This is a genomic window from Rheinheimera faecalis, from assembly GCF_021290965.1.
Taxonomy (GTDB): domain Bacteria; phylum Pseudomonadota; class Gammaproteobacteria; order Enterobacterales; family Alteromonadaceae; genus Pararheinheimera; species Pararheinheimera faecalis.
Map to the genome: position 1 here is coordinate 1 of NZ_JAJOYT010000007.1, position 14,594 is coordinate 14,594.

The 14,594-nt window shown below is 47.0% G+C and carries 9 protein-coding genes; 3 read left to right on the plus strand and 6 right to left on the minus strand.

What is annotated here, in order from left to right:
* Positions 1–123 precede the first annotated feature (123 nt).
* Positions 124–1,128, plus strand: a complete 1,005-nt coding sequence (locus LSG34_RS12980; protein WP_233009525.1) for a serine hydrolase domain-containing protein — start codon at positions 124–126, stop codon at positions 1,126–1,128.
* Positions 1,129–1,306: 178 nt separating this feature from the next.
* Here the strand turns inward: LSG34_RS12980 and LSG34_RS12985 are convergent, their stop codons facing one another.
* Positions 1,307–2,197, minus strand: a complete 891-nt coding sequence (locus tag LSG34_RS12985) for an ADP-polyphosphate phosphotransferase (RefSeq protein WP_233009526.1) — start codon at positions 2,195–2,197, stop codon at positions 1,307–1,309.
* A 558-nt stretch (positions 2,198–2,755) separates the two neighbouring features.
* Here LSG34_RS12985 and LSG34_RS12990 point away from each other — a divergent pair.
* Positions 2,756–4,003 (plus strand): MFS transporter, encoded by a 1,248-nt coding sequence (locus LSG34_RS12990; RefSeq protein ID WP_233009527.1) that lies wholly within the window; start codon positions 2,756–2,758, stop codon positions 4,001–4,003.
* 71 nt (positions 4,004–4,074) lie between these two features.
* Here LSG34_RS12990 and LSG34_RS12995 read toward each other — a convergent pair whose 3' ends face one another.
* From LSG34_RS12995 to LSG34_RS13015, 5 genes are all read right to left on the minus strand, one after another.
* Positions 4,075–6,081, minus strand: a complete 2,007-nt coding sequence (locus LSG34_RS12995) for a glycoside hydrolase family 97 protein (RefSeq protein WP_233009528.1) — start codon at positions 6,079–6,081, stop codon at positions 4,075–4,077.
* A 56-nt stretch (positions 6,082–6,137) separates the two neighbouring features.
* Positions 6,138–7,628: a tryptophan halogenase family protein gene (locus LSG34_RS13000; RefSeq protein ID WP_233009529.1), complete on the minus strand. Its 1,491-nt coding sequence runs from the start codon at positions 7,626–7,628 to the stop codon at positions 6,138–6,140.
* A gap of 121 nt (positions 7,629–7,749) precedes the next feature.
* Positions 7,750–10,650 carry a TonB-dependent receptor gene (locus LSG34_RS13005; RefSeq protein WP_233009530.1) on the minus strand — a complete coding sequence of 967 codons (2,901 nt, stop codon included), beginning with the start codon at positions 10,648–10,650 and terminating at the stop codon, positions 7,750–7,752.
* Between the two features lie 387 nt (positions 10,651–11,037).
* Complete coding sequence (locus LSG34_RS13010) at positions 11,038–11,937, minus strand: sugar phosphate isomerase/epimerase family protein (protein ID WP_233009531.1); 900 nt, start codon at positions 11,935–11,937, stop codon at positions 11,038–11,040.
* A 76-nt stretch (positions 11,938–12,013) separates the two neighbouring features.
* Positions 12,014–13,027 carry a LacI family DNA-binding transcriptional regulator gene (locus LSG34_RS13015; RefSeq protein ID WP_233009532.1) on the minus strand — a complete coding sequence of 338 codons (1,014 nt, stop codon included), beginning with the start codon at positions 13,025–13,027 and terminating at the stop codon, positions 12,014–12,016.
* A 365-nt stretch (positions 13,028–13,392) separates the two neighbouring features.
* Between LSG34_RS13015 and LSG34_RS13020 the strand changes: the two genes are divergently transcribed.
* Positions 13,393–14,559, plus strand: coding sequence for a Gfo/Idh/MocA family protein (locus tag LSG34_RS13020; protein WP_233009533.1), 1,167 nt, complete (start codon positions 13,393–13,395; stop codon positions 14,557–14,559).
* Positions 14,560–14,594: the final 35 nt, after the last annotated feature.

Sequence of the window (14,594 nt, forward strand, 5' to 3'; positions counted from 1 at the left end):
CTTTGGGGTCAGGTCTTGCACCTTGCCCCAACTTGCGGGCTTTAAAACGAATTGCTGTCACAACTTATAGGATTCTCCAACTTGATCACATCGAAACGACCAGTTTGGCTGCTACGAATCATCATGGCTGTTGTGTCGATAAGTTGTGTAGTGATATTCGTGCCTTGGCTTGCGGCCTGTGCTTATTTAGCGCCTTTGCCTGATAGGGTTCAACAGCAAGTGGATGATGCGATTCAATATGATCTGGATGGCATTGTGGTTTATGTGGATATCAAAGGTCAGGCTCCTCAGTTTTATGCTGCAGGCTGGAAAAATAGAGAAGATAAAGTACCGGCAGACCCGCACGCTTTGTTTAAAATTGGCAGTATCAGCAAGTTATATATTGCTGCCGCAACAGCCAAATTGGTCAGGCATCAGCAGTTATCCTTAGATGACAGCCTGACAAAACACCTGCCGGAATTGGCAGGGCGAATAGAAAACGCCAACAAGATCACCCTTAAAATGCTGTTACAGCATCGCAGTGGTATCCCTGATTGGATTGACGACCCTGAGTTTCCATGGACCACGTCATTGAAGGATGTGAATGAGTATCTTGAATTGGTGCTCGATGAACCCGCCGAATTTGAGCCGGACAGTAGTTATGACTATTCCAATACCAACTACCTGTTGATTGGCCGTATTCTCGACAAAACATTGGGTTACGCTCATCAAGACTATATCCGTAGTGAAATTCTGGCTCCTCTTCAGCTGTCGCATACCTTTGCAGGATTGAGTGAGGTGGACCTGAGCAAAGTTTCCAGTGGCTACTACAGGGGTTATGAAGGGGACGTAAAAATGCTGGATATTGTAGTTCCGGGTGGCTCTATGGTTGCGACAGCCGAAGATACAGGACTTTTTCTTCGGGCATTAAATGATGGAACGCTATTCGATGCTGTGGAACAAGACATCTATTCCTCCATCTATGTCTATGACCATACTGGGCTCTGGCCCGGGTATTCAAGCATCGCACGCTACCACAAGGATATTGACGCAGTAGTTATTCAGTTTGTGAACACCAGCGGTGGAAACTCCTGGCTGGTGTCAGAAATAGTGTATGACCGTATTGTTGAAATTCTACATAAGCAATAAGCAACTGCGTTTGTCGGTTATATGAGCTGTTGCTATAAATTCAGGCTGGTTTCTGAGCTGCTAATCAAAAGGTTGCCGTCGCAAGTGAGGTTGCTGCGAAATGGACAAAGCCTGACCCGAAGGTGCTCACTATAATTTTTTGCACCTCAGTATATTGGTCTGGCGCAACTCCTCATGACTAAAGTTCACCCTGCAGCAACTTAGTGCGAATATCTTCTAATTCTGTCCGGCGTGCATCAGTGGTTTGTGGGTAGGCTAAATCCAGTCGGGCCAGCGTTTCGTTAATAATGGTTGAAATGATTAAGCGGGCATTTTTCTTATCATCGGCTGGTATCACATACCAGGGCGCAACTTTGGTGCTGGTATTGCTTAAACACTCTGAATAGGCGCTCATATAACTGTCCCAGTGTTGGCGTTGTGCGGTGTCGGCTTCGGAGAACTTCCAGTTCTTATTGGGGTTGTCGATGCGGTCGAGAAAACGGCGGCATTGTTCTTCTTTAGACAGGTGCAAAAAGAACTTGATGACACGAGTGCCGTTGCGCACCAAATGAGCTTCAGATGCAACAATAGAACGGTAGCGATCTCGCCAGAAGCTACCGGAGTTAAGGTTTTTGTACGGCAGTTTTTGCGCCTCTAATAGCTGTGGCTGCACCTTCACAATCAGCACTTCTTCGTAATATGAGCGGTTGAAAATACCTATTTGACCACGTTCAGGCAGAGCGCAGTGGCTGCGCCAGAGAAAATCGTGATCCAATTCAGTAGCACTTGGGTGTTTGAAACTGTGCACCCGGCAGCCCTGCGGGTTTATGCCCGACATCACATGGCGGATAGCGCCGTCTTTACCTGCCGCATCCATAGCCTGGAAAATGATCAGCAACGCATAACGGTTGTCGGCATAAAACAATTGCTGCGCCTTTTTCATGCTGTTGGTGCTGTCGCTAAGTTGCTTTTTATAGTCTTTTGACGAGCTGTAGAACGGCTCTGCCACTGTGGCTTGCTGGTGCAAATCCAGCTTGGAACCCGGGGCTACGGCATAATCGGCACTGCTGATCGTCGGCTTTGTTTTCATCTGTCATCACTCGCTTTAGGTTAGTTTGGCTACAGGTCTGTAGTCAGGGTTTCGTCAGATTAGCCTCTGAAACAGGGTGGATGGCGACAGCTGCTTTGTTCTGACCTTGGCAAAGATCTTCAGGGTAGATCTTGCTGCGTGGCTCATTTATGCAATTTGATTTTAGTGTCGATTTATCAAACAGGTTTGATAGTACCCAGTGTTGATAACATATAGTACGAGCGACTACCAACCAAAACATCTACCTCAGATTTATAGGCATGACGAACCGGGTTGTTTGGGGGGCCAACTGACTGCCACTATGCGCCTGCCCCAGCTGAAATAAATTTACTCAATAGATGAAGTTTTTTATTGCCACTTAAACGATTAAGTTGTAGCTTTAAAGCATTATCAGATACAAATAATCTGACAGACCGGATGCGTTGTTGTATTGCCCTGGGGAGGGTGAAACGCGCCGGATTTTATGGATCTTGCCTTTGAAAAGGCTAAGGTGAATAAAGCCGAAGATCCTGATAAAAACCAGCGCTTTACAAAAGCGCACCATGACAGGGTAGACCCATGCAACACCTTCACTCTTTAAATGCGAGTTCGCCACCTTCATCCACAGCACAGCTGTCGCCCAGTGCTTTTACGCAGGTGAAGTGGATGACTTGTCTGATGTTTTTTGTCTTTGCTATGACCACAGACGCAGTGGGCGTCATTATTCCGCAAGTGGTGGCGCAGTTTCAGCTCAGCCTGACCGAAGCCGCCGCTTTTCATTATGTGCCTATGTTATTTATTGGTTTATCCGGTTTGTTTTTAGGCCGTTATGCTGACCGCTTTGGCCGTAAAAAGGTGATCCTGGCTGGTTTGGCGCTTTACGCTATAGCTTGTGTGGCTTTTATTTTTGGTGAAAGTTTTATCTTTTATCTGCTGCTGTTAGGTGTCAGTGGTTTAAGTATTGGTTTATTTAAAACCGGAGCTTTAGCGTTAGTGGGCGATGTCAGCCCTGATGCTGACAGCCACACCCGATTAATGAACAGAGTCGAAGGTTTTTTTGGTCTGGGTGCTATTTTTGGCCCTGCTTTAGTGGGGTTATTAATAGCTGCATCTTTAGACTGGACTCAGCTGTATCTTCTGGCTGGGCTGATTTGTGCTGTGCTTTTGATTATGGCGTCCAGACTGGAATATCCGGCCTATCAGCCACAGCAGCATACGTCGGTCTGGCAAAGTCTGGCGCTGGTGAAAGATAAACATGCGCTGGGGTTTTCGCTGGCCATCGCCTGTTATGTTGCCACCGAAGTCGCCATTTTTGTTTGGTTGCCAACCTTACTGCAAAGTTATGATGGCAACTTCACCGTACTGGCCGCCCACGCTATTACGGTGTTTTTTATTCTGCGCACCGCAGGGCGATTCCTCGCCGAGTGGTTATTGCTGCGTTTTAGCTGGACTGCGTTATTAGCCTGGTTTGGCAGCGCTATTTTTATCTGTTTTGCGCTGAGTATGTATTTTGGCGTCGCTGCCGCTTTATGGCTGATGCCGCTGTCAGGGCTTTTTATGTCGATGATGTACCCAACATTAAACTCCAAAGGCATCAGCTGTTTTCCGCGTCAGCAGCATGGCGCAGCTGCAGGTTTAATTCTGGCTTTTACCGCGCTGGCTGCAGCTTTAGGGCCTTTGCTGATGGGCTTAGTTGGTGATGCGATGGGGGATGTGCGTTATGGTTTTTATCTGGCGACAGGTTTTGCGTTGCTGTTAATGCTGGGGCTGTGGTGGAATCACTTTGTGCAACCTGCCGCCAGACGACTGGCGCTTGGGCATGATTAAGTGTTAAGGGTTTTGCATAAAACAAAGGCAGCCCAGGCTGCCTTTGTTGTTTTAGCGTTATAGCGAAAGCTTTATTTCAGCGGAATAAACTCAATAGCAGCGCCACCACCAGCTTGTAATGTCAGGGTGATTTTATCTTTGGCTGTTACTTCACTGCGCTTGATTTCATAAGCCTCTGGATTGGTTTCCCAGTGCGCGTCGGCTGCATCTGTATAGGCAATCATCTGATAACGGGTTCCGGCTTTCAGAAAGCTCAGTGACTGTTCTAAAGTGCGGGCCTCTTGGTTGCTGGTCGCACCCAAATACCAGTTGTTTGAGTCTTTATCCTGTCGTGCCATTACCAGATACTGCCCAATCTTGCCTTGCAGCGCTATGCTTTGCTGCCAGTCGGTCGGCACGGCATCGATAAATGCAAAAGCCGGGTGGCCCTGATAGTTCTCCGGTAAATCAGCTGCCATTTGCAGCGGGCTGTACAAGGTGACATACAAAGCCAATTGATTGGCTAAAGTGCTGGGCACTCTGTTATTCGGCCTGTATTTTTGATAGTCAAAGTTAAAGATACCGGGCGTAAAGTCGATAGGACCGGATAAACCGCGGGTAAAAGGAATGATCACCGTATGATTCGGTAAGTTACCGGTATCCGGGCTGCCGCCATTGTATTCCATACCTCGCACAGACTCCCGTGTCATCAGGTTAGGATAAGTGCGGCTTAAACCAGTGTCTTTGACTGTTTCATGGGCGTTGACCATCACTTTGTGTTTGGCCGCAGTTTCTGTCACTTTTTGAAAATGATTGACCATATACTGGCCGTGATGCCATTCCTTCTGGTCCACTCTGGTGCCGACATAACCCATTTTGACTGATGGAATACCGAGCTTCTGATAATAAGCAAAACCTTGTTCCATCTGCTTTTCGTAATACTGGATACCAGCAGCTGTCTCGTGATGACCTGTTAAAGTTACCCCTTTGCTTTTGGCGTAGTTATTTACTTTTTCTATATCAAAACCCTGGACTGCTTCAGTAAAACTAAAGGTAGGAGGGCGCTGCCACCAGTCGCCTTCCCAGCCTTTGTTCCAGCCTTCGATCAAGACGCTATCAATGTTGTGTTTACTGGCAAAGTCTATGTATTGCATGGCGCGTTCTGTGGTGGCGCCTTGTTTGAGGCCTGGTGACCAGTCTTTTTCGCCTATATGCATCTCCCACCAAATGCCGATGTATTTGCCGGGTTTGATGTAACTGACATCTGTATCTTTGGCCGCTGGTTCGTTTAAATTCAGAATCAGATCTGAGTTCAGTAAAGCCACTTCAGAATCCGTAATTTGAATAGTGCGCCATGGCGTTTGAAAAGGCGTTTGAGTGTAAACCTTATCGCCGTTGGCCCAGGGCACTAAGTCGGCTTTTAAGGTGATGTGGTTGTCGGTGATATTACGTAGTGTCATAGAGGCATAATCGACCAAAGCTGCTTCATGCACAGAAACTGCTATGCCTTGATCCAGCAAAGTCAGAGGGGTATGAGCCACATTGACTGAGCTTAACGCCGAGTTCAGATACTGATATTCAAAACGCTGATCCTGATAAGCCTGGATCCACCAGGCCGAAAAGTTACGAGCAAAAGCAAATTCGGTCAGCTCGTCGCTAATCACTACTTTGTTTACATGCGGCTGCTTTGGCAACAGATAACGAAAGGCGACCCCATCATTGTAAACACGGAATACCAACTGCATTTGCCGGGCTTTGTCGCCTTGTTCGCTTAAATCCAGGCTGATTTCGTTGTAGTGATCCACTATGGTGGCACGCTGGCCCCAAACCGGCTGCCAGCTACTGTTGTGGCTTTGCTTTTGTACTTTGTCTGCTTTTAAGTGGGCTTGCAGCAGTGGCTGATCTTTAAAAGCAAAACCCAAGGCTGAAGGCTTAATCACTGCTTTGTTTTTGTAGTTCACGCTATAAGTTAGGCTTTTATCCGACAAACTTAGCGTTAAGTTGATGTGCTGATCCGGCGATTGCAGTTGCCAGTTTTTTTCTGCCGCTAAGGCCGAGGTGCTGATTAGTATCAGCAGCAAGGACAAGATCCACTTCATAATAAAATCCTTTGATAGTTGGGTGTAAATCTATAAAAGTCAGCCGAATGGGCACCTTATGACTTTGTATACAAAGCTAAAAACTCGTCGTGACTGGTGAGTTTTTGCAGCGGTTGCTGTTTTGCGGTGCTGATATTCTGCATTACCTCAAGCAGCTGCTCTTTTGAATAAGCTCGCACTGCAGGGTGATAATCAGCAGGTTGAAGCCCTTGGCCTAACATCACTTGCAGCCAGGACGAGTCGCGGAAAATATCGTTAGCATCGTTAAAAATAGCGCCTGTTTCTTTAAACAAGGCCAGTTTTTCCTGCAGCCGATGCGGAATAGCCATCTGGCGCATATCCCGCCAAAAGTCGGAGTCGTCGCGCTCGTTGACGTGATAATGCAAAATAATAAAGTCGCGGATGGTTTCAAACTCGTCTTTGGATTCAGCGTTGTAAGCCCTGACTTGCGCCTCGCTGATGCCGTGGTTTGGAAACATTTTCATCAGGCGCACTATGCCGGACTGGATCAGGTGAATACTGGTCGATTCCAATGGTTCGAGAAAGCCGCTGGATAAGCCAATAGCCACCACGTTTTTATGCCATTGCTTTGTGGTGCGGCCTGTTTCAAAACTGATTTTTTTCGGTTCAGCCAAAGCTTTGGAGTCCAGATTATTCATCAGCGTCTGATAGGCCTGATCGTCGTTTAAATAACCGGAGCTGTAGACTATGCCGTTGCCATTACGATGCGTCAGCGGAATACGCCATTGCCAGCCAGCGCTGTGCGCTATGCTACGGGTGTAGGGCAGGGTGGTGTCGAAACGTTCTGTTGGCACAGCCAAAGCACTATTGGCTGGCAAGTAGTGGTCCCAGTGCTCGTAGGTAACACCCAAAGTTTTTCGGATCAGCAGACCACGCAAACCTGTGCAGTCGATAAATAAATCGCCGGTGATTTCACGGCCGTCTTTGAGCTGTAAGGCCTTTACAAAACCTGTTTCAGCGTCTTGTTTTACCTGCTCTATCAAACCTTCGGTACGGGTGACTCCGGCTTGTTCTGCCAGTTTTCTCAGGTATTTGCCATAAAGCGCTGAGTCAAAATGATAGGCGTAGGGCATATCGTACACAGGGTTAGGGGTTTTGATTTTGTTAAATTTGCCTTGTTCACAGCACAGGTAATTTAAATCAAAATCCCATAAGGATTCTTTTAGTCCAAGCTCTTTAGCCCGCAGCCAATAATGCTGAAAATTAGTCACGCCAAGGGTAGCGCCTGGCGCACCAAAGGTATGGTAATAACTTTCGCCTTGCACCCGCCAGTTTTCGAATTTGATCGCTAGTTTGATGGTGGCATGGGTTTCCCGCAGGAATTCTTTTTCGTCCAATCCCAGATACTGATTAAAAATCTGGATGGGGGGAATCGTGGCTTCACCTACTCCTATAATGCCGATGTCTTCGGATTCGACCAGTTCTATAGCAAGTGTATCGCCAAATACTTTTTTTAGCAGGGCAGCTGCCATCCAACCCGCAGTACCACCGCCTGCGATCACAAGTTTTTTGATGGCTTTTTGCATTGCTATTCCTTGGGTAATTTATTGTTTTATTTAGTAATTTTGTAGCTAAAGTTTAGCTACAAAAAAGCCCCTGACAACAATAGATGTGATCAGGGGCTTGTTCTGTGACGTCCTGTGGCTCTTAGTAGAAAGAGTAGTTAAAGTTCAGCATATAAGACGGGCCAAACTGGCGGCGTGTTGTCACTATGCCATTGTCATCTACTGTTTCTTCATCCACATCTGTCAGGTTGGTACCTTGCAGCGACACACGCAGACCTTCGAGCATATCGAACGGGCTTTGAGTAAAGTCATAGCTGATTTGCGCATCAACCAATGTGACGCCGTTGCGTGATGCAGTTTCAACTTTGTTGGAACCGCCACGCTGATAGGTGCTGAAATCTGAGCGCTCTGTCGCTGCAACCCTGAACTCAAAACCTTCCATTTCGTAGTAGGCTGTTACCGAATAAACACGGTCAGATTGCCCCGGAATGCGGGTGCCATCTTCCAGCTCGGCGTCAATTAAAGTCGCTGAGGCTGCCAGGCCAAAACCATCCAGACTTTCAGATAACATACTCAGTGGTGTGTTGGCCGTGAACTCTAAACCCTTCACTTTTCCTTTCAGACCATCTTCAAAAAATGAGAAGTAGCCATAATCAGGCGGCGTGACTAAATCACCTGCTGAATAGAAAATATCAGCCGGACCATAGAAGCCATCCTGGTCGATAATACGGTCATGGAAACCCGGAATAAAGTAGTCGGCTCCAGCGTTGGTTTCATCGTTACGGAAGTTAATCAGGCTGTCTCCGTCACGGGTCCAGTTCACCAAATCTTTGTAGAATACGGCCATAGAAACATAACCATCAGCTTCAAAGTAGTTTTCCAGCGACAAGTCGAAGTTATTGGATTCCAGCGGACGCAGCTGTGGGTTACCGGCAAATTTTGACCATGGAGTACCGTAGTTTTCTACATCTGCAATAGTGTTAGGGATGGCAATAGACTCAATACCCTGGTCGAACTTGACAAAACCTGAGGCTTTCATCTGATCGATACGGGCACGGCTGATAGTTTTGTTGGCGGCTGCACGGATAAACTTGTTATCTGCAACTTCAAAACTTAAGTTTAAGCTTGGTAACACATGGTTGTAGCTGGCGCCGTCGCTGACCAGACAATCGGCATCAATCACCTGATCGTTGTTGGCATCGCAGACTGCGAAGTTGGCGCCTACTATGCCCACATAACCATCAGAAGACTGGTCAGTTCTGACATACTGCAGACCGATATTACCAGTGTAAGGAATGCCGGCTATTTCGTTTTCAAAGTCGCCTTTGATATAAAAAGTAGTGACTTCTTCGTCCACACTGTAGGTGTCGCCTAAACGATCAGGCTCAAGCAAACCTGCGTCGTTTAAGCTGTAGGTACCGTCACGGAAAGGCGCAAAACCGTCGTAAGCCACCACCTGACCAAAACCTGCCCAGCTTAAATCGGCTAAACCATAAACGTAACTTTGTGGGATAGATGTAGATAACGGATAAGAGTCGGCTGTGGCGAAAAAGCCTTTGTTATCTTTGTCTTTGTAACGATCGCTGTAGTTCACACCTAAGGTTACTTTGTTGAAGTAGGAGCTCTCAATTAAACCTACAGTTTCAAGACGATAGGTTTTCAGCTCTTCAGTAAAATCGGCAAAGTTCAGGAAACCATCCTGCGCATTAAAGTAGCTGAATGGCTCGCCATTGGCTTGTAAAACAGGAGTGGTGAATTGGTCGGCAAGGTTCGCCATACCACCGCCCCAGACTTGAGGACCTGTCAGTTGCAATAAAGCCGGGTCAGAAAAAGCGTTCAAACCGCTGGAGCCGGTAAAGATGATACCGTCCGGGCTCATAATAAATTCGCGGCTTCCCAGCTGAGATGAATTTAAAGCGCCAGAGCGGGCCAGGCCTGCATAAGATTCGCCGCGCGAGTCGTGTTTTTCAGATTCGCTGGATGCGACGTCCAGTTCAACCGACCAGTTGTCATCCAGTTGATACTCAAGGTTCAGACCAAAGACTTGCAGTTTGCCGTCTTTTTGCAGTGGGTCGGTGCGAAGCACAGGGTTGGAATTGATTTGTGTACCTGTTGAATTTGCGCCAGAGCCTGTCACATTAGTGGATGAGAAGGGTTCGATAAAACCACGCAGTACACCTGAGTCTGAGTAGTCGATATCCAACGCATCTATGCTGATATCGAGCTTGTCGCTTGGGCGGAATTGTAATACGGCAGAGATGGTGTCACGTTCCAGTTCAGTACTGATGGACTGCGTATCCAGACCTGTTGGCAGCAGCTGTCCTGCAGCGTTTTCGCTGTAACCCCAGACACCGTATTTACGCTGATTATTCGGTGATTCAGTTGATGCCAGTGCAACAGCTAAACCAATGGTGTCATCGGCGAACTTCTCAACAAAAGATAAGGCAATACGTTTGCCTTTGTTGTCGAATTCAGGGTTATCTGAGTCGCTTTGATTCGCCTCGTAAGTCCCATTGACTGTTAAGGTTTCTTTCGCCTGCAGCGGACGAACTGTTCTTAAATCTACTGTACCGCCAATGCCTTGCACCATCAGGGTGGCATCAGTGGTTTTGAAAATGGTGGCGCCAGTCATAATTTCTGACGGGTATAAATCGTATTCCACACCACGGTTGTCGCCAATACCAATCAGCTCACGACCGTTCAGTGAAGTACCAGTAAAGTCTTCTTTAAAACCCCGTACTGAAATACCAGAAGTACGGCCGCCAACACGCTCACCGGATAAACCTGGTAAACGCGACAAGGATTCTGCGATAGAAGAGTCAGGTAATTTGCCTATGTCCTCAGCTGAGATGGATTCCACTATGGAGGAATTGCCCATCTTTTCCGCCTGAGCACGGATTAAAGAGCCACGAATACCTTTTACTTCAATGATCTCTACTTTTTCGGCTGCTTTGGCTGCGTCCTGTGCCAGCGCCTGACCGGAACAGAGTGCTGAGGAAACGGCCAACGATAACAAGGCTGGTTTAAATATCTGTCTTTTCATATCGAATTATCCTGTTGTCAACTTATGGTGCATCAAAATGTTTTTATTATGTGTACAGCTATCTATGCTGAAATTGTATTAATCATTCAGGGCTTTTCTGCCTTTGGTCTGTGGTTTGATGACCATATGGCTGACGAGCTTAATCGATTAAGTTTTGTGATATAAAAAAAGCAACTGGATAAAATATCGATATAGAGTTGCTTTTTTTCATCATCAGATGAACTTTTTTAATTCATCTCTTAATCGTTTTACTTCTGAATTCAGATGAAGTCAAGTCTGACCAGAAAATAAACAACTTGAAGTGCGAAACTGCTGGTAAATTTTTGCTGCGGACAAAAAAGAACCGGACTAAAAAGTCCGGTTATTTTCACTGGAGTTGAGACAAGCTCAGCTTAATAATTTACTTAGGGCGCTAAAACCCTGACGAATGGTTTCCACTCTGTTGTCGGTTTGGTCGCGTTCGACATAAGCGTGGCGTAAACCTGCTGCATCGGCTTTGGCAAAAATAGGTTTGAAATCAATCACACCTTTGCCGACATCTGCAAAAGCACCGGCTTTGTCCATGTCTTTGACATGCCAGAGTGGGAAACGGCCAGGTTGGCGGGCTATTAAATCCAGTGGACTGAGGCCTGCTTTGACGACCCAGTATAAATCCAGCTCCATTTGCAGCAGTTTGGCGTCTGTTTCATTCAGTAACACATCGTAAGGCACCTGGCCGGACAACTTGATAAACTCAAAGTCGTGGTTGTGGTAAGTCAGTTGCATACCAGCGGCCTGAATTTTCTCGCCGGCTTTGTTTAAAAAGGCTGCTAAGGCTTTGTATTGGTCAATCGTTTTGCGGTCTGTGTCCATCAGATAAGGCAGCACCAGATACTTGTGGCCCATGACTAAGGCCTGTTCAATCACCTTATCCAGATCCTTTTGCATCACATCCAAAGGTACGTGAGCTGATGGAGCATAGAGGCCTTCGCTGTCCATAATCTTCTTCAGCTGAGTTGCGCTTTGATCGTAATAACCAGCAAACTCAACCTGAGTGTAACCTACGCCAGCCACCAGTTTTAAGGTGTCTGCCACACTTTTCGCCATCAGATCACGCAGCGTGTAGAGCTGTAAACCTGGTACTACTTTAGCAGCTGTGGCTGATGCTTTAGTTTCTGCAGATAATGGCAAAGAGGCCATACCTAAACCTGCCACGCCCAAACCCAGCGCGCTGAGTTTCAGAAATTGTCGGCGCTGCTGATCCAGCAGTTCTGGTTTTTGTTTTAAGGTCGAATGGTCGTATGGCATAGCTAGCTCCTGCTCTGGTTGCGTCAACCAGCTTAACCCTGCCCAAGCAGAATATGCGCTGGTTTGGTGACTAAGGTCAGCTTAACCCAGCCGGAGCTGGACCTGTGCTGGCACGTTGAATAAGGTCAAAAGGTAAAATGACTTTAGGTGCTTTACCCAGACGACCTTCGATTAAATCTATTAATAAGCTGACCGCTGTACTACCAAATTCTTCAGCGGGCTGAGCTATGGTCGTCAGTGGCGGATCGGCAAAGGCGGCAAAAGAAATATCATCAAAACCTGCCACAGAGATATCACCAGGTACTTTCAGACCACTTTGTTTAATACCTTGCATAGCTCCTATCGCCATTTCATCGTTTTCGCAAAATATGGCGCTGGGTGGATTGGGCAAAGCCAATAATTCTGTGGCCGCTTTATGGCCAGATTGCAAAGTAAAATCACCCGGATAAAGCAAGCTTTCATCAAAAGCAACGCCAGCTGCATTGAGTGCATCTCTATAACCTGCAACCCTGTCACGGGTTAACGGGCTACGAGCCGGGCCTTTGATCATCGCAATACGTTTGTGTCCCAGTTCCAGTAAATGTTCGGTCATAGCACAGGCCGCTGCTCTGTTATCCAATAACACTGTAGGGCAGGCGATACGGTCTAAGACTTCACAGGCATTGACCATAGGCAACACAGAGCCGATTTTCATGTCCAGTTGAGCAAAGGGATTATGAGCGCGCAGCTGAACCAGACCGTCTGCTTGCGAGGTATGCACCATACGTGCATAACTTTGTTCCATTTCTTCATCTGCCAGCGTATTACATAACAGCAGTGAATAACCTTTATCGTGAGCGGCTTGTTGCATACCACTGATCACACGAGCGAAAAATACGTTGGCCACTGTAGGTACCAGAACAACCAGATTACGGGTTTTACCTGAGCGAAATTTTACAGCCATCAAATTAGGTTTATAGCCAAGCTGTTTGACTGCGGTCAGCACTTTAGTTCGGGTCTTCAGTGACACCAAATCGGGCTGCTGCAAAGCCCGGGACACTGTGGCCACCGACACTCCAGCCAGTTGTGCTACGTCACGAATAGTAGACATGAATGTATTTCACTTTATGGATTTGCTCCGGATTTTATCTGGATATTCAACACTATGCATCTGTTTAGCCTGACAATATTCAAGCACTAATTAATATCTGAAAGCTCATGTAACCGATATCATTTATAAAGCACTTTTTTATAAATGGGAAGGCAGTTTTACCGAAATGCTCAGGCTTAATTAGTGCAAATGCTCTTATTTGGTGCGATGTTTTTTTGAGTTTGTGCAATTAAAGTGCGTGATTTGCGACAAACAACGGATTTTCTATTGACGACACAAAATGTAATCCGTTACATTTTTTGCAGCTTCAATTTTTGATCTACAGTCACTATCTGTTTGTGTCTGTAAACCACAGGGAAAAAACCATGAAAACCCCAGGTAAGCAAAAAATTCGTATGGGTATGGTCGGCGGCGGAGAAGGCGCTTTTATTGGTGCAGTGCATCGTCATGCTGCTGCGCTGGACGGCCAGATTGAATTAGTCTGTGGCGCTTTTAGCCGGGATGCCGCTAACAATCAGCGCACAGGTGACGATTTGTGTCTTGATCCGAATCGCCTCTACAGCAGCTGGCAAGAGTTAGTGCAGCAAGAAGCTGCATTACCTGAGGACAAACGTATGCAGCTTTTGGTGATAGTGACGCCAAATCAGCTGCATGTGCCTATCAGCCGCGCTGCTATAGCTGCAGGCTTTCATGTGTTTTGCGAAAAACCAGCTGGAGTCACGCTAGCTGAAACTCAGCAACTGGCCGTAGATTTGATTGCCAGCAATAGCCTCTATGGTCTGGCCCATACTTACCTTGGTTATCCTATGGTGTGGCAAGCGAAAGAGCTGGTACAAAACGGCACTTTGGGCACTATCCGTAAAATTTTTGTCGAATACCCACAAGGCTGGCTAACCGAAGATTTAGAAAGCAGTCAGAACAAACAAGCCAGCTGGCGTACTGATCCTGCTCAGGCTGGTGCCAGTGGTTGTATGGCTGATATTGGTACCCATGCTTTTGGTATGGCGGAGTTTATCAGTGGCCAGCATATCACCGAACTTTGTGCCGAACTCAAAAGCCATGTAGAGGGCCGTCGTCTTGATGATGATGGTGCAGCTTTGTTCCGCACAGACGGCGGCGCCAGTGGTGTTTTACTGGCAAGCCAAATTTGTGCCGGTGAAGAAAACGCACTGAAAATCCGTATTTATGGTGATAAAGGCGGGCTGGAATGGCATCAGATGGAACCTAATACCTTGATCATTAAACCTCATGGCGCTCCTGTTCAGGTCTTGCGTGCCGGAGCGGGTCAGGCTGGTTTAGGTGCCGAAGCTTCACGTCGTTGCCGTCTGCCAGCTGGCCACCCTGAGGGTTATCTGGAAGCTATGGGTAATTTGTACCGTGATTTTGCAGCTGCTATCCGTGCAGGCGAACGTGGCACTCCTACTGGTGTGCCAGGCATTAAAGCCGGTATGCGGGGTATGGCATTTATTGAAACTGTCAGCAGCAGTCAGCATAGCAATGAAAAATGGCTGTCAATTCCTGCGACAGATTAAGCCGCTGGTCAGTGCAAAGGCAGCGTTCAACTTTT